20 protein-coding genes, 15 tRNA genes, 1 pseudogene and 2 riboswitches are annotated in these 26,135 nt (G+C 50.5%); of the genes and pseudogenes, 17 read left to right on the top strand and 19 right to left on the bottom strand.

What is annotated here, in order from left to right:
- Positions 1-14 precede the first annotated feature (14 nt).
- Positions 15-2,021: an excinuclease ABC subunit UvrB gene (gene uvrB, locus HER31_RS05170; protein WP_168659583.1), complete on the bottom strand. Its 2,007-nt coding sequence runs from the start codon at positions 2,019-2,021 to the stop codon at positions 15-17.
- An 893-nt stretch (positions 2,022-2,914) separates the two neighbouring features.
- Between uvrB and HER31_RS05165 the strand changes: the two genes are divergently transcribed.
- The 15 genes from HER31_RS05165 to HER31_RS05095 all read left to right on the top strand — a co-directional run bounded on the left by HER31_RS05165 (position 2,915) and on the right by HER31_RS05095 (position 5,120).
- Positions 2,915-2,990: transfer RNA gene (locus HER31_RS05165), tRNA-Asn, on the top strand.
- Between the two features lie 68 nt (positions 2,991-3,058).
- Positions 3,059-3,135 (top strand) — tRNA-Met (locus tag HER31_RS05160).
- Between the two features lie 25 nt (positions 3,136-3,160).
- Positions 3,161-3,236 (top strand) — tRNA-Asn (locus HER31_RS05155).
- A gap of 68 nt (positions 3,237-3,304) precedes the next feature.
- Positions 3,305-3,381 (top strand) — tRNA-Met (locus HER31_RS05150).
- A 25-nt stretch (positions 3,382-3,406) separates the two neighbouring features.
- Positions 3,407-3,482 (top strand) — tRNA-Asn (locus tag HER31_RS05145).
- A gap of 68 nt (positions 3,483-3,550) precedes the next feature.
- Positions 3,551-3,627, top strand: a tRNA-Met gene (locus HER31_RS05140).
- A 25-nt stretch (positions 3,628-3,652) separates the two neighbouring features.
- Positions 3,653-3,728, top strand: a tRNA-Asn gene (locus tag HER31_RS05135).
- A gap of 68 nt (positions 3,729-3,796) precedes the next feature.
- Positions 3,797-3,873 (top strand) — tRNA-Met (locus tag HER31_RS05130).
- A 25-nt stretch (positions 3,874-3,898) separates the two neighbouring features.
- A tRNA-Asn gene (locus tag HER31_RS05125) sits at positions 3,899-3,974 on the top strand.
- A 68-nt stretch (positions 3,975-4,042) separates the two neighbouring features.
- Positions 4,043-4,119, top strand: a tRNA-Met gene (locus HER31_RS05120).
- Positions 4,120-4,144: 25 nt separating this feature from the next.
- Positions 4,145-4,220, top strand: a tRNA-Asn gene (locus HER31_RS05115).
- 68 nt (positions 4,221-4,288) lie between these two features.
- Positions 4,289-4,365, top strand: a tRNA-Met gene (locus HER31_RS05110).
- Between the two features lie 174 nt (positions 4,366-4,539).
- Positions 4,540-4,616 (top strand) — tRNA-Met (locus tag HER31_RS05105).
- Between the two features lie 175 nt (positions 4,617-4,791).
- Positions 4,792-4,868: transfer RNA gene (locus tag HER31_RS05100), tRNA-Met, on the top strand.
- 175 nt (positions 4,869-5,043) lie between these two features.
- A tRNA-Met gene (locus tag HER31_RS05095) sits at positions 5,044-5,120 on the top strand.
- Between the two features lie 504 nt (positions 5,121-5,624).
- On the opposite strand, the gene HER31_RS05090 is transcribed toward HER31_RS05095, so the two are convergent.
- The 16 genes from HER31_RS05090 to HER31_RS05015 form a co-directional block, all read right to left on the bottom strand.
- Entirely contained in the window at positions 5,625-6,974 is a 1,350-nt protein-coding gene (locus HER31_RS05090; RefSeq protein ID WP_168659582.1) for an MATE family efflux transporter, read from the bottom strand.
- Between the two features lie 112 nt (positions 6,975-7,086).
- Complete coding sequence (locus HER31_RS05085) at positions 7,087-7,896, bottom strand: ABC transporter ATP-binding protein (protein ID WP_168659581.1); 810 nt, start codon at positions 7,894-7,896, stop codon at positions 7,087-7,089.
- Positions 7,889-8,698: an ABC transporter ATP-binding protein gene (locus HER31_RS05080; protein WP_168659580.1), complete on the bottom strand. Its 810-nt coding sequence runs from the start codon at positions 8,696-8,698 to the stop codon at positions 7,889-7,891. The genes HER31_RS05085 and HER31_RS05080 overlap by 8 nt, the downstream gene beginning before the upstream one ends.
- Positions 8,691-10,220: an ABC transporter substrate-binding protein gene (locus HER31_RS05075; RefSeq protein ID WP_168659579.1), complete on the bottom strand. Its 1,530-nt coding sequence runs from the start codon at positions 10,218-10,220 to the stop codon at positions 8,691-8,693. The genes HER31_RS05080 and HER31_RS05075 overlap by 8 nt, the downstream gene beginning before the upstream one ends.
- 39 nt (positions 10,221-10,259) lie before the next feature.
- The gene (locus HER31_RS05070; RefSeq protein ID WP_168659578.1) at positions 10,260-11,081 is read right to left on the bottom strand and encodes an ABC transporter permease; all 822 of its coding nucleotides are present in this window, start codon (positions 11,079-11,081) and stop codon (positions 10,260-10,262) included.
- Positions 11,078-12,019: an ABC transporter permease gene (locus HER31_RS05065; RefSeq protein WP_168659577.1), complete on the bottom strand. Its 942-nt coding sequence runs from the start codon at positions 12,017-12,019 to the stop codon at positions 11,078-11,080. The genes HER31_RS05070 and HER31_RS05065 overlap by 4 nt, the downstream gene beginning before the upstream one ends.
- A 476-nt stretch (positions 12,020-12,495) precedes the next feature.
- On the bottom strand, positions 12,496-13,833 hold the full coding sequence (gene cobA / locus HER31_RS05060; RefSeq protein ID WP_168659576.1) for a uroporphyrinogen-III C-methyltransferase: 1,338 nt from the start codon (positions 13,831-13,833) through the stop codon (positions 12,496-12,498).
- Positions 13,826-14,602: a precorrin-4 C(11)-methyltransferase gene (cobM, locus tag HER31_RS05055; RefSeq protein ID WP_168659575.1), complete on the bottom strand. Its 777-nt coding sequence runs from the start codon at positions 14,600-14,602 to the stop codon at positions 13,826-13,828. Before cobM ends, cobA begins: the two co-directional genes overlap by 8 nt.
- Positions 14,599-15,426 (bottom strand): precorrin-3B C(17)-methyltransferase, encoded by an 828-nt coding sequence (gene cobJ / locus HER31_RS05050; RefSeq protein WP_168659574.1) that lies wholly within the window; start codon positions 15,424-15,426, stop codon positions 14,599-14,601. The genes cobM and cobJ overlap by 4 nt, the downstream gene beginning before the upstream one ends.
- Positions 15,423-16,235: a sirohydrochlorin cobaltochelatase gene (locus HER31_RS05045; protein WP_168659573.1), complete on the bottom strand. Its 813-nt coding sequence runs from the start codon at positions 16,233-16,235 to the stop codon at positions 15,423-15,425. Before HER31_RS05045 ends, cobJ begins: the two co-directional genes overlap by 4 nt.
- Positions 16,232-16,711 (bottom strand): NAD(P)-dependent oxidoreductase, encoded by a 480-nt coding sequence (locus HER31_RS05040; RefSeq protein WP_168659572.1) that lies wholly within the window; start codon positions 16,709-16,711, stop codon positions 16,232-16,234. Before HER31_RS05040 ends, HER31_RS05045 begins: the two co-directional genes overlap by 4 nt.
- 2 nt (positions 16,712-16,713) lie before the next feature.
- Entirely contained in the window at positions 16,714-18,162 is a 1,449-nt protein-coding gene (locus HER31_RS05035; protein ID WP_168659571.1) for a cobalt-precorrin 5A hydrolase, read from the bottom strand.
- A complete protein-coding gene (gene cobI, locus HER31_RS05030; RefSeq protein ID WP_168659570.1) occupies positions 18,163-18,918 on the bottom strand; it encodes a precorrin-2 C(20)-methyltransferase in 756 nt (251 codons plus the stop codon).
- 2 nt (positions 18,919-18,920) lie between these two features.
- Positions 18,921-20,171 (bottom strand): precorrin-6y C5,15-methyltransferase (decarboxylating) subunit CbiE, encoded by a 1,251-nt coding sequence (gene cbiE, locus HER31_RS05025; protein ID WP_168659569.1) that lies wholly within the window; start codon positions 20,169-20,171, stop codon positions 18,921-18,923.
- Positions 20,168-20,812, bottom strand: a complete 645-nt coding sequence (locus HER31_RS05020) for a precorrin-8X methylmutase (RefSeq protein ID WP_168663165.1) — start codon at positions 20,810-20,812, stop codon at positions 20,168-20,170. Before HER31_RS05020 ends, cbiE begins: the two co-directional genes overlap by 4 nt.
- A 12-nt stretch (positions 20,813-20,824) precedes the next feature.
- Positions 20,825-21,922 (bottom strand): cobalt-precorrin-5B (C(1))-methyltransferase, encoded by a 1,098-nt coding sequence (locus HER31_RS05015; protein WP_168659568.1) that lies wholly within the window; start codon positions 21,920-21,922, stop codon positions 20,825-20,827.
- Between the two features lie 152 nt (positions 21,923-22,074).
- A riboswitch (cobalamin riboswitch) is annotated at positions 22,075-22,248 on the bottom strand.
- A 189-nt stretch (positions 22,249-22,437) separates the two neighbouring features.
- Here HER31_RS05015 and HER31_RS05010 point away from each other — a divergent pair.
- On the top strand, positions 22,438-22,995 hold the full coding sequence (locus tag HER31_RS05010; RefSeq protein ID WP_168659567.1) for a histidine phosphatase family protein: 558 nt from the start codon (positions 22,438-22,440) through the stop codon (positions 22,993-22,995).
- 79 nt (positions 22,996-23,074) lie between these two features.
- On the opposite strand, the gene cobD is transcribed toward HER31_RS05010, so the two are convergent.
- Positions 23,075-24,103 (bottom strand): threonine-phosphate decarboxylase CobD, encoded by a 1,029-nt coding sequence (gene cobD, locus HER31_RS05005; RefSeq protein ID WP_168659566.1) that lies wholly within the window; start codon positions 24,101-24,103, stop codon positions 23,075-23,077.
- Positions 24,100-25,026 carry an adenosylcobinamide-phosphate synthase CbiB gene (gene cbiB / locus HER31_RS05000; RefSeq protein ID WP_202983608.1) on the bottom strand — a complete coding sequence of 309 codons (927 nt, stop codon included), beginning with the start codon at positions 25,024-25,026 and terminating at the stop codon, positions 24,100-24,102. The genes cobD and cbiB overlap by 4 nt, the downstream gene beginning before the upstream one ends.
- A 255-nt stretch (positions 25,027-25,281) precedes the next feature.
- Positions 25,282-25,470, bottom strand: a riboswitch (cobalamin riboswitch).
- Positions 25,471-25,769: 299 nt separating this feature from the next.
- On the opposite strand from cbiB, the pseudogene HER31_RS18785 reads away from it, so the two are divergent.
- A pseudogene (locus tag HER31_RS18785) lies at positions 25,770-26,057 on the top strand (IS5/IS1182 family transposase); the annotation flags it as partial.
- Between the last annotated feature and the right edge of the window lie 78 nt (positions 26,058-26,135).

Here is a 26,135-nt window from a genome sequence, read left to right as displayed (position 1 = left end):
GCCTTTAGTGGTAATTAACTATTAACCAACTGCTGGCGTAACTTGCCAATATCATCACGCAGGCTTGCGGCTTGCTCAAACTCCAAATCTTGGGCGTGTTGGTACATCTTCTTCTCAAGTGCGGCGATCTCTTGTGCCAGCTGTTTTGGTGATTTGCTTTGGTATTGTGGCGGCGCATCAGCAACGTAAGGCAACGGCGCCTTAGCTCTTTTACTGCCACCGCCGAGATCCATTACATCATTAACTTTCTTAACCAAGCTCTTCGGCTCAATACCGTGTTCAAGGTTAAAGGCGTGTTGCTTGGCTCTACGGCGTTCGGTTTCATCAATTGCTCTGCGCATCGAACCGGTGATCTTATCGCCGTACAAAATCGCTTTACCGCTGACGTTTCGTGCCGCGCGGCCGATGGTTTGAATAAGTGAACGGTCAGACCGCAAAAAACCCTCTTTATCGGCATCAAGAATAGCCACCAGCGATACCTCGGGCATGTCTAACCCCTCACGCAACAGGTTGATACCAACCAATACATCAAACACGCCTAAACGCAGATCGCGGATGATTTCGCTACGCTCTACCGTCTCAATGTCCGAGTGCAGGTAACGCACCTTGACGCCGTGTTCATCCAAGTATTCACTCAGATCCTCAGCCATACGCTTGGTTAAGGTAGTCACCAACACCCGTTCTTGTTTGCTCACTCGAATGCGAATTTCAGAGAGCAGATCATCAACCTGAGTCGCTACTGGGCGCACCTCAATCTCAGGATCTAATAATCCCGTTGGTCGCACTACCTGTTCAACCACGTCGTCTTGCGATTTCTCCAACTCGTATTTAGCCGGGGTAGCCGACACATAGATAGTTTGTGGCGCGATGGCCTCAAACTCATCAAACTTCAGTGGGCGGTTGTCCATTGCCGACGGTAAGCGAAAACCAAACTCAACCAAGGTCTCTTTGCGGCTGCGATCGCCCTTATACATGGCACCAATTTGCGGCACTGTAACGTGTGATTCATCTAAAATCAGCAGGCCGTCGTCAGGTAAGTAGTCGAGCAAGGTTGGTGGCGGTTCGCCTGGGGCGCGTCCAGAAAGGTAGCGAGAGTAGTTCTCAATACCGGAGCAATAGCCCAGCTCCATCATCATCTCTACATCGAATTGACAACGTTCCTTGATGCGTTGCGCCTCTATTAGCTTGTTATTATCGAGCAAAAACTGATGTCGTTGAGTCATCTCCGCCTTAATCTTATCGATTGAACCGATGATGGTTTCACGCGGAGTAACGTAGTGGGTTTTCGGATAAACGGTAAAACGTGCAACGGTACGCTCGATCGCGCCGGTTAGTGGATCGAACAAGCTTATCCGCTCCACTTCTTCATCAAACAACTCCACCCGAACCGCATCTTGCTCAGAATCAGCAGGGAAGATATCGATAACCTCGCCACGAACACGGAAGGTACCGCGATCAAAGGCCATATCGTTGCGTTTATATTGCAACTCAGCTAAACGCTTTAAGATATCGCGTTGATTCATGATGTCGCCAACTCTCAGGTGCAGCAACATCGACATGTAGGACTTAGGATCGCCCAAACCGTAGATTGCCGACACCGAAGCCACCAAAATAACGTCTCGACGCTCCATCAACGCTTTGGTCGCAGACAGACGCATCTGCTCTATGTGAGCGTTTACCGAGGCATCCTTTTCAATAAAGGTATCGGTGGTTGGTACGTAGGCTTCTGGTTGGTAATAATCGTAGTACGACACGAAGTACTCAACGGCATTATCAGGGAAGAACTCCTTCATCTCACCGTAGAGCTGTGCCGCCAAGGTTTTATTATGGGCCATAATGATTGTTGGCCGCTGCAACTGCGCCACCACATTAGCCACGGTAAAGGTTTTACCCGAGCCAGTAACCCCCAATAACGTTTGGTGGGCTAATCCAGCCTCAAGCCCATCAACCAGCTTCTCAATTGCTTGTGGTTGATCACCAGCAGGCTCAAAACGTGATTCCAAATTAAATGAACGGCCCATAACACCTCAACGCATTAAAACAGCAACAACAAAAGCAACTAGCCGATCATCTTACCGTCTTTAGTTACGACAATTCGACCGAAAATCATTACCTTTAGGTCGATAAGCGACGACTTGATTGAAAACCACTGCCAATGGAGAGAATTGGCCGAGTTGCTGGCTTAAGCGCGACGATGGTGAAGCTCTTTACCTTGGGCGCAGCAATTGCGACGATGCCGTAATGGTTAAGATTAATCTTTTGTCAAATAATCAGTCGACAGAATATGAGACCAAACCAGTTAACAACTCAATCTCAAGTTTAATGCACAGCCATAACATTTCATCAATTAGACCGAGATCAATTTTACTTCAAATTTTGCGCCGCTAAAAAAGATGAAGCTAAGTTGCTGTTTTTTATAACAAATACAGTTATGCACAGTAAGTCATCAATCGTAACAAAACCCAGTAACGACGCGGGTTTGCGAGCCATCAACAAAGGAAATCAACACACTTATCCACAAAAACAGTGGATAACGACTCTAACCCCCCGAATTGATTGGGTTGTTGAAAGTCAATACAAAATTGAGATTGAAGCATCCCCCATTAATTTCGATCAATCGAACAGTAGCTCAATTAGTTAGTCACTTTATGAGTAACGACAAAGGTCAATTACCGTTGTCCTTTTGAGCAACTTTTGATTTGTTTTCGGACAGTTGGTGGCAAGGTGAGCAAACAACACCTAAAATCCCGATTTTTCAGCCATCAGTGTTGACTCATTTCGGGGTCCCCTTTACTATGCGCTCCGTCTTCAGGGCACGGCGACCGAAACTGGTTTACGAAAGTTAGCTTGAGGTTATACAATCTCGCTTCTTGCCTGTTGGGTTAACTACCCAGTAAATACTGCAGACATCTGTTCCCCTTTAGTTCAGTTGGTAGAACGGCGGACTGTTAATCCGTATGTCGCTGGTTCAAGTCCAGCAAGGGGAGCCACTATTTAGAATCATTGCTTCGGCGATGTTTCGACATGCTCGGCAGCGAGCTAAAATACTGCATCCGGTCGCGGGATGGAGCAGCTTGGTAGCTCGTCGGGCTCATAACCCGAAGGTCGTTGGTTCAAATCCAGCTCCCGCAACCAATTCTCGTTTGAGAATACAATCTGTTCCCCTTTAGTTCAGTTGGTAGAACGGCGGACTGTTAATCCGTATGTCGCTGGTTCAAGTCCAGCAAGGGGAGCCACTATTTAGAATCATTGCTTCGGCGATGTTTCGACATGCTCGGCAGCGAGCTAAAATACTGCATCCGGTCGCGGGATGGAGCAGCTTGGTAGCTCGTCGGGCTCATAACCCGAAGGTCGTTGGTTCAAATCCAGCTCCCGCAACCAATTCTCGTTTGAGAATACAATCTGTTCCCCTTTAGTTCAGTTGGTAGAACGGCGGACTGTTAATCCGTATGTCGCTGGTTCAAGTCCAGCAAGGGGAGCCACTATTTAGAATCATTGCTTCGGCGATGTTTCGACATGCTCGGCAGCGAGCTAAAATACTGCATCCGGTCGCGGGATGGAGCAGCTTGGTAGCTCGTCGGGCTCATAACCCGAAGGTCGTTGGTTCAAATCCAGCTCCCGCAACCAATTCTCGTTTGAGAATACAATCTGTTCCCCTTTAGTTCAGTTGGTAGAACGGCGGACTGTTAATCCGTATGTCGCTGGTTCAAGTCCAGCAAGGGGAGCCACTATTTAGAATCATTGCCTTGGCGATGTTTCGACATGCTCGGCAGCGAGCTAAAATACTGCATCCGGTCGCGGGATGGAGCAGCTTGGTAGCTCGTCGGGCTCATAACCCGAAGGTCGTTGGTTCAAATCCAGCTCCCGCAACCAATTCTCGTTTGAGAATACAATCTGTTCCCCTTTAGTTCAGTTGGTAGAACGGCGGACTGTTAATCCGTATGTCGCTGGTTCAAGTCCAGCAAGGGGAGCCACTATTTAGAATCATTGCTTCGGCGATGTTTCGACATGCTCGGCAGCGAGCTAAAATACTGCATCCGGTCGCGGGATGGAGCAGCTTGGTAGCTCGTCGGGCTCATAACCCGAAGGTCGTTGGTTCAAATCCAGCTCCCGCAACCAATTCTCGTTTGAGAATACAATCTGTTCCCCTTTAGTTCAGTTGGTAGAACGGCGGACTGTTAATCCGTATGTCGCTGGTTCAAGTCCAGCAAGGGGAGCCACTATTTAGAATCATTGCTTCGGCGATGTTTCGACATGCTCGGCAGCGAGCTAAAATACTGCATCCGGTCGCGGGATGGAGCAGCTTGGTAGCTCGTCGGGCTCATAACCCGAAGGTCGTTGGTTCAAATCCAGCTCCCGCAACCAACTTTGGTTTAGTAGATACCTTAAGAACACACCCTCGGGTTCGCTCTTATCACCTCTCAAAGGTCATCGGTTTAACCCCCGCCTTCCTTACCAATTCTCTTTCAGAGAAAAACGTCTTAATACTGTTTCAGTACAACAGACTCTCGGCAGCGAGATTAAATACTCACATCCGGTCGCGGGATGGAGCAGCTTGGTAGCTCGTCGGGCTCATAACCCGAAGGTCGTTGGTTCAAATCCAGCTCCCGCAACCAACTTTGGTTTAGTAGATACCTTAAGAACACACCCTCGGGTTCGCTCTTATCACCTCTCAAAGGTCATCGGTTTAACCCCCGCCTTCCTTACCAATTCTCTTCTAGAGAAAAAACGTCTTAATACTGTTTCAGTACAACAGACTCTCGGCAGCGAGATTAAATACTCACATCCGGTCGCGGGATGGAGCAGCTTGGTAGCTCGTCGGGCTCATAACCCGAAGGTCGTTGGTTCAAATCCAGCTCCCGCAACCAACTTTGGTTTAGTAGATACCTTAAGAACACACCCTCGGGTTCGCTCTTATCACCTCTCAAAGGTCATCGGTTTAACCCCCGCCTTCCTTACCAATTCTCTTCCAGAGAAAAAACGTCTTAATACTGTTTCAGTACAACAGACTCTCGGCAGCGAGATTAAATACTCACATCCGGTCGCGGGATGGAGCAGCTTGGTAGCTCGTCGGGCTCATAACCCGAAGGTCGTTGGTTCAAATCCAGCTCCCGCAACCACATATTCAGAGAAAGCCAACCTTAGGGTTGGTTTTTTCGTATCTACTCCCGCCCTTCTAAATCGGTTACACCTCGCCACTTAGCCAGCAAACTGATTCGTGCTTTAGCTATCAATTTGGTTCGATGTTGGTGTTTGAATAACATCGAGGCTGCGGTCGTACGTTCAGCGAGCCAATCTGTTAAATTGGTTATATAAATTGCGTACCAAGTAAGTGTTGTTCTTTCTAAGGCTGTTAAAGCACTGGCTAGGCGAGCACCGATACAAAGGGTAATGCACTGCCGCTATTGATCTTCTGCCGCATTGGAGCAGTTTAGCGAAGCGTTTTGGACTGCGACCTATGGCAAGGGGAATTCCAAAGGGGGCGAAGCTCCCCCCTAATGCATACAAGAATTGCATACAAGAATGTGCCGTCGCCACCGCGACATAACCCTCAAGAGTACTGCAATCGGTACAGCCGAAGGCCTGATATAAACCTCAACAGCTAACTACGACACAGCCATTAATTAAACCTTCAGCGAACTAGCCGCTTGCTGCTTAACGCTTCTATCGCCTATACATTTGCGCTTAATCTCGCCAATGTAGGGGTACAAAAACACAAACCTGCCGGCATAAAACAGACTAACTGCACACCACAAGCCATGGTTGCTCCACTGTTCAACCAGCATCGGTTCAGCCACTAAAAACAGCAACAGCGCTGCGGCACTGGAGCGAAACACCGGTCGTGTTGTCCCAGTACCGGTAAAGATCCCGTAAAGGGTTAAACCGGCGCCAGCAACCAGGGGAAATAACACTAACCAACCGCTCATCTGCTGGTACAGCACAATCAACTCAGGCAGTGGCGTAAACAACAATACGAGCTGATCTTTGCTTAGTGCTAATGCCGTGGTAAGCACCAGCATCGCCATCAGCGTCCACTGCGTATTAAGGCGCAGTACCTGCTGCAGCAGCCTACTATCTTTGGCTCCAACCGCTTTACCTGCAAACACGCTCGACGCATTCGCAATGCCATCAAAAAGGTAACTGACGATAAAGATTACCTGCATCAATATCGCATTGGTCGCCAATATCTCCGTCCCTAACTGAGCTCCGGTGCGCGCCATCAAATTGAAAAAGATCAGAATACAAACGGTGCGCAGCAATAGATCGACATTGGATGAGGCGATCAATTTCACATCGGCTAACGTTATACGCGCGAATCTAAGGTAGTCGAACAGCGAAAACGAGGTGCAATTTGCGCTAACCAATACCCCCACCATCAGCATGACGAACTGGGCACTGAAACTGGCGTAAGCCACTCCCGCTATACCAAGATCAAAAGCGATTACAAACAACAGATTGAGCGCGATATTTAACAGGTTGCCAAAAACCTGAATCAATAAGGTTTGCTTAGCCTTGCCTTGCCCCATCAGCCAGCCGATAACGGTGTAGTTCGCCAATACGAAAGGCGCACCGAAGATCATAATGTCAAAATAGATATGGGCATTGGCGGCAACGTTAGCATCTGGTTCGATAACCAACAGCGCCCCCTGCCAGATGGGTTGCCGTAATAGGATAAACAGCCCACCTACCGCAATGGCAACCACCAACGGTCGGATTAAAGCGGCCGCTTGTTCGGCGTAATCGCCCCGCCCCACCGCCATCGCACTTTGGCCGGTGGTGCTTACACGAAAAAACCCAAACAGCCAGTACAGGGTATTCATCACCACTGTGCCAATGGCAACTCCGCCAATTAGCGCGGCCACACCGAGCTGGCCGATAACGGCGGTATCAACAGCGCCTAACAACGGCTGTGTAACCGTTGCCACAATAAACGGCAACGCGAGATTCAAATAATCTTTATGGGTAAGTTTCATGATTCGTTTTCTTATGGTGCACGACAGCAACTACTGAGTAAAAACAGCAAGCAATCACACCGAACGTGGCGCGTCCGAGCGAACGCGCCAAAAATGGTTAAATCGTGGCTGGTTAACGGTCGGTTTGTACGTATTGCGCTAACGCCACCGCCGCGGACAAGTTACAACTGGACTCAATCATCCGCTGGGTACAGGGGTGTTGCGCTTCACTAACGATGTTGCCACTGGTCAACGTCTCAACGATGCGGCCATCTTCCATCACATGAATAATGTCGCAGAAAGACTCAGCCAAGGCTAAATCATGAGTAATGAACAAGCTGGCGAATCCTGCTTGCTGTTGTAGCTCATCAAACAGGCTCAGCACCTGTTTTTGAATGGTGGCATCCAGCGCTGAGGTTGCTTCATCGCAAATTAATAGCGATGGGTTTAACCCCGTCGCGCGGGCAAACACTATCCGCTGCAGTTGCCCACCAGAAAGCTGATTGGGGTAGCGCTGTAGTATTGCTTCCGGCAGATGCACCTTCTCCAGCAGCGCTTTTGCTAACTGGTGCGGCTCCTTGCCCTGTAGCCGTTTAAAGTTTTTAAACGGCTCTAACAGGTATTGTTCTACCTTCATCCGTGGTGGAAAGCTGGCTAATGGGTCTTGAAACACCATCTGCACCTGTTGGAAGTAATGCTTAGCAGCAATGCTATCTATCGGCTCGCCTGCAAACAAAATGTCACCACGCTCTTGTTGATGAATACGGCACAGCAACCTAGCCAAGGTTGACTTACCGCTGCCGCTCGCACCAACAATACCGACATTTTCGCCAGACTTAACTGACAAGTTAATGCTTTTAAGCACATGTTTGCTGGTTTCACCATTATCAAAATACTTATCTACATCGCGTAACTGCAGCAAAGGCTGGGTCGTGTTATCCATCGGTCATCACCTTCAGGTGCGGCACCGATCGCAACAGCTGGCCCGCGTAACTGTCCTCTGCACGGCCAAGAATATCAGCCACGCTGCCAGAATCATTTACCTTACCGGCTTGCATCACTAGCAGCTTATCGGCAACAGAGGCGCAAGCGCTGATGTTATGACTAACCAAGATAACCGAACTGCCATCAATCCGGCGGCGCAGCTCAAGCTCTTTCATCACCAGTTCTTGGGTGGTTACATCCAACGCCGAGGTCGGCTCGTCGGCAATAATCAGTTGTGGCTTCATCGCCAGTGACATGGCTATCGCCACCCGCTGCTTCATACCGCCACTAAGTTGCCACGGACGAGAGGCGAGCACACGCTCAGGCTCATCTAACCCAAGCTTGCTGATCTCAGCCAAGGCAATAGCACGGGCGGCCGCTTTAGTGATGTCGCGGTGGTTGCGAATCGCTTCAACAAACTGCCGTTCAATGGTTAGCATCGGGCTCAGGGATGCCCCTGGGTTTTGGAAAATCATCGCAATATGGTTACCACGAAGCTGGCGCCAACCTTCACTGGTCAATGTGGCAGTATCGACACCATCAAACCAAATATGGCCTGCCTCGATTGAGGCACCGCTACCAAGCAGGTTGATAATGGCGCGAATCAAGGTAGTTTTGCCCGAGCCACTTTCACCAACAATGCCCACAATTTGCCCCGGCAGCAGGGTAAAACTAACGTCTTCCACCACATTGGCGCCGCCAGCGTAGTTGATGCACAGCGACTGAACATCAACTAACGGGGTTGCTTCAGCACTATTCATTAGCCAATCCTAACCGCTCATCGATGTAATAGATCTCAGAAACAAACTTATGAACACCGGAGATCCGCTTGTTGTGGACCACGTTGCCACGTTGGTAGAAAAGGAAGATGGCCGCAACATCATCCATCAACATCTTAGCGCCCTTCGCCCCAAGCGCCGCGCGCTTATCACCATCAAGGGTATTGTCCATCTGCTCCAACAGCGCATCCAACTTGGGGTTACTGTATTGGCCGGAATTTCCCCGTGCGCCGGTTTTAAAACTGGACTCTAAGAAGTACTGCGGATCGAGGGTTGGTGCCGACGTCCAGCGTTCAAACAGGAAGTCGTACTTACCCTGCTTCGACGCTTCAGCAAAATTCTCCATCTGTTTTACGTCCATACCAATGCCAACCTTCTTCAACTCAGACTGCATGGCAATGCCGATGTTACGAGCCTGAGCACCGTGGTTGGTCATGCTGATGTACTGCAAGACGATGTTTTGCCCATTTAGTTCGCGAATGCCATCGCCGTTAGTGTCAACCAAGCCTGCATCATCAAGCAGTTGAATCGCTTTTTGTTGGTCATATGGGTAGGAATCATCCCCTTGGTGACCAAACGACAACAGCTTATTGAATGGGCCCCGTGCAGGAATACCGCCAGCAATCTTTTCGGCGTAAACGTCCTTATGAATCGCGTGGTGCACCGCTTGTCGAAACTCGGGGATCTGCATCCACGGGTGGGCAAAATTGGTACGAATATGGAAAATCCGCAGGTTTGGGCCGGTTATAACGTTAAGGTTTTCATTTTTTTCTAAGATACTGAGATCCGCTGGGCTGATCTGCGCTGCAAAATCCAACTCGCCGGATTGCAACGCCATCGAACGGGTACTGGCATCACTAATGTACTTAACGTTGATTCGGTCCACCTGGGGTTCACCGGCCCAGTGGCCAGTGTGTTTGTTAATCACCAAGCCCGTTTCACTGGAAAAACTTTCAACCTGAAACGGCCCAGTTGTCACCGGTTTGTATTTGAATCCAGCAGGGTCTTGCTCGGCTGCTTTAGCATCAACAATAATGAATACCGTATCAGCCAACATATTCAACAGCGTTGCATAAGGACGAGTTGTTTTGATGGTTAAGGTATTACCACTGGCACTAATAGTATCAATTGGAATAACCACATCTTGACGGTCAGTAATATTTATCGCGCGTTCTAACGACTCCTTTACCGCTTGCGCATCAACAGCACGACCATTATGAAAGGTCACACCTGAGCGAATATTAAACACGGTAGTTAGGTCATCAATCTTTTGCCAACTTTCGGCGATCACTGGTTTGTAATCTAGATTTTCATCAATTTGCAGCAAGTTTTCGCCAATACCACAGCGAGTTAATGTCCAACCATGCCAACCAGAGGTCGGTTCAATATCACCATCTAACCAAAATATCGACATATTAACGGTTTTTTCTGTTTCGACAGCCTGTACTGACGGTGGTGTAAACACTAATGCCAACGCAGCAACTAACGGGGTGAGTAATTTCATTTTATTCACTTTCATTCTATTGATTTTTATTTGCAACTGTTACAGCCGCTCTGGATTCAAATATTTTCGGGTGGCATCACCCAAGATGTTAAACACGATAACCACCACAAAGGTGGCAATGCCTGGGTAGATCACCAGCCATGGGGCACTCTGCAGATATTCCCGGCCTTCGCTCAGCATGTTGCCCCACTCCGGTGTCGGTGGTTGTACCCCCAAACCAAGAAAGGACAGCCCAGCCAATGCCAACATCATGTTGCCAATGTCTAAACTAAGCTGAGTCAGCATCGGCGGCATGATCGACGGTAAAATGTAGTGCCGAACCAAGGTAAAGCCGCTGGCACCAGCCATCCGTCCCGCAATAACTGCATCGCTTTGTACAGTGGTTCGTACCAATACTCGGCTCAAGCGGGCAAATTTAGTCCACCAGATGATAGCCAGTGCACACATGGTGTTAACCATGCCGGGGCCCAACAAACCAACAACCGCAATAGCAAACACCAGATCCGGAAAGGCCAAAATGGTATCGGCAATGCGCATAATAATGGTGTCGAGCCAACCGCCACGGATGCCAGCAACAACCCCAATAGCAATGCCCAATACAAAAATGACACTGAGCATGGCAAAGGTCATTCCTAACGAGATCTGCGCCCCATAGAGCAATCGAGACAGGATGCAGCGGCCGACTTGATCAGTGCCCAACGGGTACAGCGCGCTCGGCGGCGCCAGAATGTGCAGAAAGTCGGTCTCTAACGGGTCGTGTGGCGCTAAAAACGGCCCTAGTAAAGCGAAGATAATGAGCGACACACATAAGCCAATGGCTAGTTGAAACTGACGTTTCTTACTCAATAGTGCCCGTTTCATCGTTTACCACCACTTAGTGACAAACGCGGGTCCAGTATCTCGGCCACAATATCAGCGATAAAATTGATGCTAACGTAGATGAACACCATGATGACCACATACGCTTGCAGCACGGGATAATCGCGATGGGTAATCGATTCAATCGCCATGCTCCCAAGGCCGGGCCAAGAGAATATCGATTCAACCACAACCGTGCCCCCTAGCAGTAACGCACAAGAGAGGCCAAATAACGTAGTTAGGCCACCTAAAATAGCAGGCAATACGTGCTGCAAGATAATCGCCCACTCAGTACAGCCCCTTGCCCGCGCCCCAACCACATAGCTCTTAGTCATCTCTTCGCTGATCATCGACTGGATCTGGCGGGTATAACGCCCGGTTAGCGGGATAGCCAGTGTCAGCGCCGGTAACACCACACTCTTGAGCGCATACGGGTCGGTAAGTGGAAACCACTGCAGATAAACGACAAAATTGAGGATTAACATCAATCCAAGCCAAAAGTCAGGCATGGATACCCCAGCAAAAGAGAATAGCCGAATGGCATAATCCGCCGGCCCTCCTTCATTCAAGCTGGCTACAATGGCCAACAAAAACGACAGCACTAGCATTAGCGTAATCGCCAACAACGACAACTTGAAGGTCATCGCAAAGCGCTGTTTAACCATCTGCGCTACCGGCTCACCAGTACGCAACGAAACGCCAGCGTCAAGTTGTACAATACCGCTTAGCCAGTTCCAGTATTGCACCGCAAATGGTTGGTCTAATCCCATTTTCGATTGCATAGCCAGCAGCGCATCGGCTGTTGGCGCAATGCCACGAGATTCAAAATATATTTCTGCCGGATCCCCGGGGCTAACCCAAGTCAAAAAAAATGTTAGCAGCGTTGCCGCTAACATAACCAAAATAAGTTCTGGGACTTTCTTAACGATGGTCCTAAACATAATACAGCCTACGTTGGTGAGAATAGTCGCCGGATAAATAAGTCATCACGTCTACAATCAACATTCTGCAGGTATTACTAAGTTGTGGTTAAAACATGCCCGCCGATTATCTAACCAACGGGCCAAACTGAATTTAGGGTTATAAAAAACCACCAAATTCTGATTGACTTAATTGTTCTGAAAAAATATAGTTTGATTATCAAATAAAAACTAAACACCACTTTGGTTCGCAGCCGGTGGTTTATTAGCGTTCAGTCAAACTGCATTTTTTGCATAACAAATAGCACAACATAGAATGAGTAGCGCATCGGCGCCATTCTTATACTGACAGAATAGTTATATAAATGAGCGTATAAGTTGTTGCTTATGCGCGCATTTATTTCAAATAGCGAATGTTCATTCGCCGATATTAGTTGCCATTGGTTTAACCAAAGATCAGAGCGCTCAGAAAAGCACGCTCTAACCTTTGTACTCCACTACGCCGCCAAATCCATTAGACAAGCACGAATAGCTAACGGCGTATCGGTCGCCAACAACACTCGGGCGCTATAACCTCGATTCTGGGCAGTCTTCACCAACTCAGGACAGCGGCTTAGGATCAGATCCGGGCACAGTTCGGTGGCCAGCAAACATTCAAGTGCTTTGATGTCGTCCAAAATAGCCAGCTTGGCATCAGGGAGCTCGTAGTCCGGCAACTGGTAACGACCAGAGGCCGCATCAATCTCATTCGCACCGACGCCGTTAGACAGCACTAACGCCTGCTCTAGACGCTCCGCAGCAATCACACCGGCTTTTGCCAAAGACTCGGTCGCTGCTTGATCACCACTAAGATGCCAATGCCACTTACGCATATCCAGTTTGTTGGCGATGCAGCTACGAATTAAGGTACAAACCGAATCGGCACCAACAAGATGAAGTGCGTCCGCAGCCAACACCCGTTGCCAATCCGCATCGTTCAGTAATTGCTGGTGCTTGATAAACGACTCAACCACCACCGCGCCAGCGAGTTTAATCTGTTGCAGTAGACTCTGCTCCTGCGTGCAAGCCAATACTTGATAGCCACGCAGCGGCAAGTCGTTGCGCCAATTTAGCTCCGGCGATAAAGACACCACCTCGCCAATAATGACCAACATCGGATCGCCGTTATCAAACAGATCGATCTGATCGCCAACCTCACCTAAGGTCGAGCTAAGCATACGTTGGTTAGCGCCAGTGGCAGCGGAGATCACCGCTACCGGCGTATCGCTGCTTTTGCCCTTCGACATCAGCAATTGCGCATGAGTATTAAGCTTCTTCGCGCCCATGTAGATCACCAAGGTGCCAGAGCTTTGCCCTAACGCCGCCCAGTTCGACAGCGTCTTTGAGGTTTGATGGCCGCTAGCAAAGGTAACGTCCGACGCCATGCCGTTGCTGGTTAGCGGAAAACCAGCGTAAGCGGCGGCACCAAGCGAGGCGCTGATCCCTGGTACTACCTGATAGTCGATGCCGTGGTATGTTAGACAGCGGCACTCTTCGGTAGCACGGCCAAAGATAAACGGGTCACCCGCTTTGAGGCGCAAAACCGTTTTACCGGCTAAGGCCTGCTCAACCACCTCTGGGTGCATACCATATTCAATACTGGTACCGCAGTAACCTCGGTATCCCACCGGCAGTAACTCCTTATCAGCTGGGATCTGCGACAAAATCGCCGCCCCAACCAACAGGTCATAACACACCACATCGCAGTACTGCATCAGCTCGACTGCCCGCTGGGTTAGCAGGCCGGGATCACCCGGGCCTGCGCCAACCAGAAAAACCGTTCCTGGCTTAGTCATCAATCACCTCAGCAACGCGCGCTTTGCGGAAACCATGGGAGAAGTTGGCGGCGTACAAACGCGAATCATTGAAATCGGTTTGCTCCAGCACCTTACTAACAATAATCATTGCAGTAGCACGGATCCCAGCGCTTTCTACCTGCTCAACAATGGTGTCCAAGGTGCCGCGGATGATGCGCTCTTCTGGATGCGATGCCTTTTCCACAACTGCCACCGGCCAGCTGCCTGGGTAAACCTCTTTCAGTTCACGGGCAACCTTGCGGATAAGAGTGGCAGATAGGAACAAACACAGGGTCGCTTCGTGTGCTGCCAGCGATTTAAGGTTCTCTTTCTCTGGCACTGGGGTGCGCCCACTGGCACGGCTTAAAATAATGGTTTGGCACTGCTCTGGTAACGTCAGTTGTTGCCCTAATGCGGCAGCGGACGCTTGGAATGAGCTCACTCCAGGTACCACTTTCCAATCGATGCCCAGCGGGTCTAAGCGACGGGTGGTTTCGGCCAACGAGCTGTAGATAGAGAGATCACCGGTTTGTACCCGCGCTACATCCTCACCACGTTCATGAGCTTGTTTGCAGACATCGATGATGTCATCCAAATCCATATCTTCAGAGCTCAGTACCAGTGCATCTTCACGCGCACGAGCAACCACCTCTTTTGGCACCAACGAACCGGTGTACAACACCACCGGACACTGCTCGACTAAACGAGCGCCCTTAACGGTGATCAAATCTGGGTCCCCTGGCCCGGCGCCAATGAAATATACGGTCATGCTGATAACTCCTGAGTGTTCAATGTTTTGCCACGTTGTTGGCCTTGTTTAACTGCACCACTTTCAAAGCAGTATTTATTGTCGTAGCCACGTGGGGTAATAATCTTGTCGGCAAAGAGGTAGCTTTGGCTGTTGCCAATCACCACCGCCGCCGTCATCGCAAATTCGCAGTTGGTAAAGTTCGCCAAGTCACTGATCTGAACGCTTTGCTCATCGCCGCGGTAGGCGTTATCGACAATCGCTACCGGTGTATCTGGGCTGCGATGTTGCAGCAAAATCGCTTGAGCAATCTCAATCTGATTAGTGCGACGACGGGAACGAGGGTTGTAGAAGGTAATAGCGAAATCAGCCTTAGCGGCCGCTTCAATACGCTGCTCAATCAACTCCCACGGGGTCAGCAGATCTGATAAAGAGATAGTGCAACCGTCATGGCCTAATGGGGTGCCAACCAAGGAAGCACAGGCATTGGCAGCAGTGATTCCAGGGATCATATTGACGCGAGTAGGATGATCGACATGCCATCCATGCTCCTGCAGCATTTGGTAAACCAAAGAGCCCATGGCGTACATGCCAGCATCGCCTGACGAGATAACCGCAACCCGTTTACCAGCAAACGCCATTTCTACTGCCGCTTGCGCACGTTCAACCTCACGGGTCATGCCATTGGCTTCGATCGTTTGGGTGGTTAACAGCGATTCAATCAGCTTTACGTAAGGCTTATAGCCAACAATAACGTCAGCCTGTTCGATGGCGTCGCGCGCCATTGGGGTAACCAAGCGAAGATCGCCCGGTCCAATACCTACAATCGATAGATGACCACTCATGCTAGCTCTCCAAGCTTGTTAAATTCGGTGTCAATTTGCTTCCACAGGGTCTCGGTTACCGCAGTTAAATCCAGTAAGCAGAAGCGTTCTGATGTGATTGGGGCAGCAATCTCGACCTCGGTAAGCTGCTGCAGATCTGCTTGAATAGACACCACATCGTTAACCGCATGGTTGCCACTGACCAACAGCAACGGGATCAAGCGGACGCGCTTAGCCGCCGCTAATTGTTGCTTCAGCTTGGCCGCTACCAGCGGGTATGGGTTCGCCCCTTCCAGTGAGCAACAGTGATTGCGCTCGCCCAGCTGCTCAAGCAACTGTTGGCTATACCAAATGGCGTTATAACCGGCGTTATCCAGCTGCGGCGCGCCGTGATGGATAAACAGATTGTGAACACCCTCCTCCATTGGGAAGCGTGCAGCTAAAGCGGCCAAGATCGAATTAGCGCCGTTAACTGTTTGCAATAACGCCGGGGTATAAGCCAAACGAGACAAACTGAACTGTTTGAAACCCTCAACCACTTGCTTCAATTGTTGATGTTCTTCGGTTGGGTATAAGTAACAAGAGGCCACCAAGATTTGCCGATAACCACCGCGATCCAGCTGTGCCAATTGCTCCGGCAAAGTATATAGCTCACGGTCGCTCAAACGGTTCAGAACCATACGCGAACTCACCGCTAAGCGGACTTCGCAATCGGGGTAACGTTTATGTGCTTGCTCGAGTAACGCGTCAAAGCGCGCTTGGTCAACCACAGAGCCGAAGCAGCAAATAACCAGTGCTCGTCCTTGTTGGTAATGACGTTGTCGTTTCATATTGTGCAAAGACCTCGTTGTATTTTTATTAGTTCGTGGGCCAGTTGTATGGTGTGTTTTCGAGTTTGTCGTGGATTGCGGCCACTGCCAGAAAGCGCTAGTACGTTATCGCCAACACTGCGGCTGCAAGGGTTAACGAAATTGCCTAAGCGCGGCTGGCAACTGACGCACAGCAAGGCGCCCTTGGCGATTAATCGACTGGCCAGCTCGGTTAGGTGCAACTGCAACGACAGCTGTTGTGGCCACGGCAGCGCCAAGTAAACCAAGTCATAACCGACGAACGTGGCGTCATCGCACTGGTACAGATCCGCTTCGATATGGACGCAGTCCAAATCGATGCAATCGTCGGTTAACGCCGGGGACAACAGCGTCACTTGCTGGTTATAACGCAGTGCAGTCCTGGCCTTGATTGAGGCAGCTCGACCGCCACCAACCACCAGCACCCGTAATGGCTGGGTTAAAGTAATTGGCATCATTGTTAGCGTGCCTCGCTCAGGCAGGCAGTCTGAGCAATGAACTGAGGTTCAAGCAGCTCGGTCCAGCGCTGTTTACTTGGCAACGCCTGAAACAACGCTCGCCATTGGCCAAATGGCATATCTTCCAAATGCTGCAGCCACACTCCGTGGTTAGGATCAGTTTGTTGGTCGTGCCGATACAGCACCGCGCGCAAGCCAGTACGACAGCCACCAACGCAGTAACTGCGGGTGATCTTCAGCCGCTGCTCTGGTGCAAGTTCAACCGCGGCTAAGCGCCGCAATTTGCTCGCAAATGATTTCCCGTTGCCATCATCACAATGGCGGCCACCACACAAAATCAAATGGTAGCGATAGCCTTTCATCGGCTTGGCTTGTTGCAGCATCGACGCCGCTGGCTTAACAGCTTGCTCGACACAAGCGGCAACGGTGACGTTGAAGCCGTGCGCCTTAAACTTGAACTTAGGTGCCAATAGCGTGCTGCAACCACTACCGAACAAACAGGCAGCTTCAGCCACTGAGGAAACGCCTATGCAGCGCTCAACCGTAGCCGACGGGTTTTCAATCCCGGCAACGTTGGCCAATTGCTGTTTGTGGTAACAGCGAAATGGCACTCCAATCTGTTTGGCATAACCAATAAGCCCAACTTCATCGGCCTTAAGGTCGATACTGTTGATGCGGCGAATAGACAGCGGCGACAGTTGATGTTGCTGACAGAACGCCGTCACTGCTGCGGCAATAACGTGCTGGGGCGTGTTGCGATCGCAACCAATGCCTAAGTCCAACACCGATGGGCGCCAAATCACCGTTGGCCCAGCAAATGCTGGCGTATCGGTGCTGTGGCTTATCACCACCCGCGCGGTAGCGCCATCTGCACTGCTGAGCCAATGGGTCGGCCATGGTTTCTGATGCGGCCACCACTGGCGATGGCCACTGGTTTGCTCAAAGTAAACCGGCTGGTTATTAACAACAGCCGCGCTAACCGCGGTAATGTCGTCTTCACAGCAAGGATCAAGCTGCCAACCATAGGCAGCACCAAGCAGATCCACCGCTAAGGTAGCGCTAGCGTCACTGGCGGTGGTGATCACCGCTTGGCCGCCTACGACCTCAGCAATACGCATGGCCCACGCATTGGCACCACCACGATGGCCACTGAGCACTGGCACCACAAATTGGCCTTGCTCATCCATGCAGATCACCGCTGGATCATCACGCTTGTTGGTGGCGAGATCCGCCAACACTCGGGTCATAATTCCAACCGAGCAAATACACAGGTGAGCGCCAAAATCATTAAAGATTGCACCAAAGTGCGCCTTGAATGAGCCAGTAATTGTGCTTGCAGCGCCGCCCTCTTGGGGGTACATGGCAAAGCCATGCGCCGGAGGCAGCGCAGCCATCAGTTGCTCCGCTAACTGCGTACCGTTGCGGGTGATGGCGTGAATGGCCAGCGACATTTAGGCAGCCTTACCGTGGCGTAGACGACCTTTACGGCCGCGAATAGACAGCTGCACCATGGCAAAGTAGCGATGTTCTTGCGGTACTTGGCGCAGATCCTCGTACACCTCTTGGTTGTCACCGCTGGCGTACGATACATAGCGGGCGCAATGCAACATATCCATGGGCTCTAATAGCTCAATCAACGGTTCAACCATGCGGCCTGCTTTAATCAGGATGATGGTGTCAAACTCTTCCATCAGCCGTGGCAGCATCTCAATACCGTAGGTCGCAGGCACAACGCAGAAACGCTCTTCGCCATCAGCCAGTGGTACACCGGTTGCTGCTGGTACCGCGGTAATGGAGGACACCCCAGGTACAATCTCAACCTCAACCTGTGGCAAGCTTTCTGCCAACTCTTCCTGCAAATAAGCCCAAGTACTGAATACCGAAGGGTCACCTTCAGTAATGAAGGCCACATCTAAGCCCTGCTGTAGGCGCTCAATGATGGCTGCAGCAGCCCGTTGCCATGCCGGCACGGTAATAGAGACATCGCGGCTCATCGGGAAATGCAGGAACAGGGTTTCACCTTGGATCTCTTTGGCTGCGACAGCGCCAGTAGCAATCGCCCAAGCGAAGGAGTCTTGCTTGCCTAAGGTTTTCTCAGGAACCGCGACTACGTCGGTTTCGCGCAACAAACGAGCCGCGCGCAGAGTCATCAGATCGCTGGCACCAGGGCCGACGCCGATTGCGTATAATTTTCCGATTTTAGTCATGGTTAGAATTCCGGTTTTTCAAAAATAAATAGATGAATTGGATTGTTGGCTTGGTAGCTAACATACGGGCCTATCGCCCGCTCTTGAGAGGTTTGGATCAACAACATCTGCGCTGATAATTGATGTTTTTTGGCCAGTTGCGACAGCTCAGCTACGGTTTCCAGTGTCACCGCGCTAAATACCATTCGGCCGCCAGATCGCAGACGACGCCACACCAGTGGCAATAGCTCATCGAGTTGACCACGGGAGCCACCACAAAAAACCGCATCGGGTGCAGGTAGCGCCGCTAAGCCCTCGGGTGCCTTGGCTTGAACCAGCCGCAGGTTGTCCACTTTTTGTAACACTCGGTTGGCCTCAATCTGTGGCCAACATTGCGGGGTGCATTCAATCGCAAACACCGGCGCGCGATAAGCAATCTTAGCGGCCTCAATGCCAACGGAGCCGGAGCCAGCGCCGATATCCCAAACAACGGAGTCTTGCTGCAAACACAGGTTTGCAACGGCAACAGCGCGCACTGGCGCCTTGGTGATCAAGCCGCTCTTGGGCATGCGTTTAAGATATTCGTCGTCTGGGCGATGGCCTTTACAACCGTGCCACCTAGGTTGGCCGTGGCGTTGTAACAGCAGAATATTACGATTCGAAAACTGCCCTGCGTCGCCAGCAGCAAGCTCCTTCGGACTGAACTCAGTGATCTTTTCATCACAACTGCCGAGATCCTCACAAACCGCAACGCGCCAATCGAGTTCACCGAACTCAACCAAGTAATTAGCAATGGCAACTGGGGTATTGGTTTTGTCGGTCAGCACCGCCAACAGATTAGCGTGCTGCATTCGTGCGACGAGACCGGGTACCTTGGCAGCGTTGACCTGGCCATGCAGCGACACAATATCGACCTCGTTACAGGGTAAATACAGGCGCGCACAGGCCAACTGAACACAGCTGGAGTTAGGAATTACCTCAACGTCGCATGGGATAACCTGACGAACCAAGGTTTGGCCAATGCCGAAAAACATCGGATCGCCGCTGGCTAATACCGAGACAAAACGGTCCTCAGCTTGTTCCATCAGCTCAATGACCCACGCGTCGATCGGCATCGACAACTTCACTTTCTGACCGGCAAATTGCGGGAAGAACGCCAACTGCTCTTCGGTACCTGCCAGCACCTCAGATTCTGCCACCGCATTGATAGCGCGACTGGTGAGGCTGGGACAGCCATCGGCGCCAATACCGATTAGAAACAGTTTGCCGCTCATTTCGCTGCCTCAACCATGAGCGCGTGCAATGCCGCAACCACCAAGGTGCTGCCACCTTTACGGCCACGGCAGCTAATGTGTTCTAAGCCGCTGTCCATCAGAACCTGCTTAGATTCATCCGCACGGACAAAGCCAACCGGTAAGCCGATGATCAACGCCGGTTTAATCTCGCCAGCTTGAGCCATACGGATAAACTCGAATAACGCCGTTGGTGCGTTACCAATGCCGATGATGGCACCGTCTAATAGCCCGGCTTTGGCCGCCTGATGAGCCGCTTCGATAGCACGGGTTTTACCGCTGGCAACCGCCGCTTCAATCACTTGTGGCTCGCTGATTAAACAGTGGGCGCTGTTACCAAACTGGGCCATACGGCGGTCGCTAAGGCCGGTAACAATCATATTGACGTCGGTAACGATGTTGGCACCATTGCGAATAGCAGCGATACCGCGCTCAGCAGCGTCTTCGCTAAAGCAAAACAGATCAGCAAACTCAAAGTCACCGCTACTATGGATTACCCGACGAACCACCGCCCACTCTTCGTGAGTGAAGTTGTGACCACCGTGGTCGCGTTCGATCTCCAGATCAATCTGACCAAAAGAGTCACGCTCAATCTGCTGGCCTTGAGCCGTTAGCTGTTTCATTTGTTCCAAGGGTTATTCTCCGTGACAAGCCGTTGCCAACAAGGAGCCGTCGAAGTCAATTAACTCAACTTCAACAATCACCTTATTGTGGCTGTATTGGTAACAATGACGCGCTGCCATCTGGCACAGGCGCTGAAAGAATTGTTGATGCCATTGAACCGGCACCAAACTAAACAGATGTCGACCGGTGTTGGCCGCTGCGACGGACCGACACACCTCGGCACTGGCGCCCATGGCCGCGAGTTCAGCGGCCAGCAGTTTGAATTGAATCGCACGGCCAGTAACGTGGGTCATGGTGGTGCCGCCGGCTATCTTGCACAACTTGCCAATCATGGTGACAAGGCTTATCCGTGTTACTCCATAACGAGCCGCCGCACGCAAGCCAACACCGCAAAAGTCACCAGCTTGGGCAAACTGAATCTCTTCCCAGTTAGGCCGTGCTGCCATTGCCGCACGCTCAGTGCGGCTGCCGGTGGTTAGAACCATCTGGGTATGGCCAGCTGCTACAGCAACTTCAACGTTTTGTCGAACAGAAGCGGCGTAAGCCGACGTTGAATAGGGGTATACGGTACCGCGAGTACCTAGAATCGAGATGCCACCAATTAGGCCTAAGCGACGCCCAATGGTGTGTTCCGCCATCGCCTCGCCGCCAACAACCGCAATGGTTACCTTAGCGCCACAGTGCTGATGTTGTTGCAACAATGGCAACAGGTGTTCACGTATCATCTTGCGCGGCACTGGGTTAATAGCAGGCTCACCAACGCCAAGCTCCAATCCCGGCTTAGTTACTGTCGCAACCCCTTCGCCGGCAACAAACTCAATGCCACTGCGCGAGCTCAGTTCAACCGTCGCGGAGATATTGGCGCCGTGGGTGCAATCGGGATCATCACCAGCGTCTTTGATGACAGAAGCAAAACCCAATTGGCATTGCGCTAAATCAAAGCGAGCATCACTGCCGCCCGGCAGCTTGATGGTTACAGCCGCTGGTGTAGTGCCGCCTAGCAAGGTTTTGAGCGCAGCCAAAGCGGCAGCCGTGGCGCAAGCACCGGTGGTATAACCGGTTCTTAACTCACTTCGGTGCTTACTTTGTTTTATTGCAGTAACGGTCACGACTTAAACACCACGGTAGTGGCGCGGATAGCAGCTTCAGCAAAGAAACCGTCAACACATCCAACGCCTAACAAAATCGATAGATATGGAACGGGAGATAGACTGGCGCCAGAAGGTATGGTGCATCAGACATTGAGTGATCCCGCTCAATCTGTAATACGGTATTCATGGCGGGTATCCTGACTTTTGGCTTTGACTAACTCACCCTTCCCAGCATTTCGCCAGTGGCATATGAGTTAACTTACCAATTACAGTTGCGGGTACAGTCCAGAAATTTCATCTGGTTCCCCTTTAAGCACTAATGCTCCACGAAACTGACGCTAGAGTAGGACAGCAAGGGGCATCAATAATATGTGATAAACGACAGTATTTATTCGGTAAGGCAAATAACGTGATATAGATACAATAAATGATTATCATTCTGTAAATTTGAGTAAGCGCGGTTGAAGCTAGAGCTTTAAATAACTTAGTCTAAATATCTTGCCGTTAACCCACCTAATGATTTGTAGTTAGAAATGAATTTATATCTGTGCCGACATGGCGAAACCACTTGGAATAGAAAAGGAATAATCCAAGGCCACCTCGAAAGCTCGCTGTCTGCTCAAGGAATAAATCAGGCACAAGCGCTATCACGTCAGCTCAAAGATACGCCGATAGATGCTATCTATAGCAGCGACCTATCTCGTTGTATTGAAACAGCAAAACTGATATCCACTAACGCGGAACTGAGGGTAGATCCGCGCCTAAGAGAGCGCCATATGGGGGCATTACAGGGAAAGTCGATCAGCGAAGAGCCGAGCCTAATGGCTGGTTACCATGGTCGTTTCAACCAGAATGCAATGGATATTGAAGGATCAGAGTCGACCTTGAGTTTGCTTAATCGCATCCGTCGTTTTTTTGAAGTAATTAATATTAATAACAATTCATCCATTATCATCGTCACCCATGGCGAATGGATTAGAACTTGCCTGAACTATTACCATGGGCTGCCGCCTTGGAGTAAGGAAACACTAGTTCCAGCCAACTGCGAATTAATTGAGATTGATTACGAAAAAATATCAAGGCTACCATGAAAATTTGATAGCCAAGCGACATTAATGGTTGAAACATATTATTTTAGCGAATTTGTTTTCTGCAAAAAATAAAATAACGTTAAGTTAACTTACTAATTGCCGCCGCCAAACGTTGCCACTGCTGCTCATCATCAACCAGACCAAAGCGAATACCATCCTGTTCATCGGTAAGGCGTGTGAATACGCCATCCGCACACAACTGCTCGTGCCACTGCACTGCCTTGTTGCTGTAGAGGGTTTGAAACAGATCGGTTCCCGCCAACGACGCACCATGGCACAACAACGGCTGCAATAGCGCCTGCAAACGTACCGTTGCTGCTGCTAAGCGCTGTCTTTGTGTTAACTGCCACGGTGTATCTTGCAACGCCCGCATGCAGATCTGCCGAGCAGGGCCGGCAATAGTCCACGGGCCAAGCTCATAGGCGCAAGCACTTAACAGCTGGCTTGGGGCTAACACAAACCCAGCTCTAATACCGGCTAAGCCAAAAAACTTACCAACCGAGCGCAATACCACTAGCCCCGGCTGTGGGCATAAGTGACTTATCGACTGGCTTAAATCAACGTCAGCAAAGGCTTCGTCGACCACCATTAAGCCACCTTTTTTTGCCAGTTGTTGCTGCCACTGCAACAACGTTTTCGCATCGTATAACTGCCCAGTGGGATTATTGGGGTTTATCACAACCAGCGCATCAACCCCAGCAACAAACCGATTATCTAACGACGGCGGATAATGGTTAATGATCCAACCTGCTCGTTGCCACGCTTTTTGATGCTCTTTATAACCCACCTGTGGCAAACCAACTCTCATCTGCTCAGCGCGCCAGTCGCCGCTAAGCTCAAGTTGTTTGCGCCAAACCTCGGGCAAGGTTTGAATGGCCGCTTGCGAACCAGCTACCGCCAACAGCGATTGGCACTGATAATAGTCGCGCGCGGCTTGTTCGAGGCCATCTTCCTCCTCCGGCAAGCGGTTCCAATGTGCTGCTGCGATGGCAGTATGAGGATAGGTCCAAGGGCTGACACCAGTAGACACATCTAACCATTGTTCTCGGGGAATGTTGTAGCGAGCGATCATTGGCGCCAAACGGCCACCGTGGTGGATTAGGCTCATACCAATGTTCCTGTAATAAAGTATAAAACGATGCAGAGCAGCGCTAACCCACCAGCCCAAGCCCAAGCACCATAATCCACAAGTGCGCAAGCCTTGCGGATGGCGCTAGCGTCGGCATAGGTGCCAACACCAAGCAGCGGTTTATCGCAGCGGTAGCCGTCGTATTCAGCGCCGCCGCCGATGGTTACGTTCATCGCCCCTGCCCCTGCGGCCATAACCGGACCTCCATTAGGGCTAGCGCATTGCCGCCCCTGCAGCCAAGCACAACGCAGCGATTGGCGGAAGTTACCTTGAGCGGCGTAGGTCAGTACGGTTAGTCGTGCAGGGAGCCAATTAAGCAGATCATCAAACTTAGCGGCTGCCCAACCGAATTGATTAAAACGCTCATTTCGATAACCCCAGCGGGCATCTAAGGTGTTGGCAATGCGGTAGATGATTGCCGCAGGTGCGCCACCAACAATAAACCAAAATAGCGCGCCAAAGACGGCGTCATTGCCGTTCTCAAGCATCGATTCTACGGTCGCACTAACCACTTTAGGTTCGTCGAGGCTGTCGGTTTTTCTGCTAACGATGTAACTCACTTTAGTGCGGGCGTCCTCGATGGTACCGCTGGCCAGCGCCAGCGCAACGGCAGTGCCATGCTCGGTCAAGCTGCGCCCACCAATAACCAAATAGAGGATAATAATCTGCAACCACAGCGGTAACTCAAGCAGATAAAGTACTAAGCATGGCAACACCAGTAGCGCTAGCGCAGCTACGCCAAATAGCTTGCTGTCGTTATTGAGGCGGGCTTCAACCTTGGTGATGATCCTACCCAGCCCAACCAGTGGGTGGAAACGACGAGGCTCCCCCAACAAGTAATCGAGCAGCAGTGCCATCATCAGCGCCAGTGAGATCTGCCACAGCGGCATCGTTGTTATCATTGTTGTCCGGCCTATAAGTGGTCATTTCTAGCCTTAGCCAGTAGCTCATAAAAGATGAGCATCAGCGTAGACTGAGATAGGTAAACATTTACTTGGATTACCAAGCAAAATCATTATCAAAAACGGATGGAACGTTAACGGCGCGGACAACGGCAGACAGGAATAGCGGACCGACCACCATTGCCTAAAAGAAGGGCTATGGCCTTAAAATTAGTCGATCATATTTGATGCTTATCTGCTCAAGAAACCCGCTTGAGTCAAATCAGAAATGAGGTAGGTATCCTGGCTTCCAGTCTCTAGCAATGCTCCTTCCCAGCTGATACGTAGTTAGGTTGTATCGGCCAGTGGTTCTTGCATTGCGCTCTGGTTACAGTTGCGAGTACAGCTACGGTATTTATCCGTATTCCCTATTAAGCTTAAAGCGCCTCACTCTTGCCAAAGATAATAGCTTTAACTTCAACAGCATATAACTGTGGAGATCACACTCTCCCATTCACCAACTAAAGTGTGTGACTTTCTACAGTCATTCGACACTGATATAGAAATGCTCTGTGATGTTGGTTGCTGCTGACTGGTGTTAGGCCTGCGGCGTGGCAGCAGTTGTGTTTTCATGGGGCGGATGTCGCTGTAGCGACGACACATTCTTGTATGCAAGAATGTGTGTATTAGGGGCGCTTAGTCCCCTTTGCAATACCCTCTGCCTTAGGTCGCAGTCCCAAACGCTTTGCTGAACTGCTCCTATGCGGCCAACAACCCAACCCAGCTCTAACGCTGCTCTGTAAAAAGGCCAGCACCCTCGAAATGAAGCCGTAAAAGCATTGCAAAAGGATAAATTAAAGCAGTGGAAAAAGGATAACGAATACCACCTTCGGACGTTGTCACAAACGGCCATCTAACGTTATAAACAACTCGTTAGTTCAAAGCTCAGGCTGTGTTATTACAATCGGCAAGTTGCTGAAGCATTAGCTGGTGTTGAAGCAATGAACAAACTCATAGTGCTAGGTATTCCCGTTCGTCAGGCATCTGCATAATCAACTAGATGTCTTGATTCAGCTGAATCTTGAGCAGGAATTTGATCATATATGGACGCTCCGGTTTCGTAAGTAATC

Origin of the sequence: Ferrimonas lipolytica, from assembly GCF_012295575.1 — a bacterium.
GTDB classification, from domain to species: domain Bacteria; phylum Pseudomonadota; class Gammaproteobacteria; order Enterobacterales; family Shewanellaceae; genus Ferrimonas; species Ferrimonas lipolytica.
This window is presented reverse-complemented; position numbering and strand designations above follow the sequence as displayed.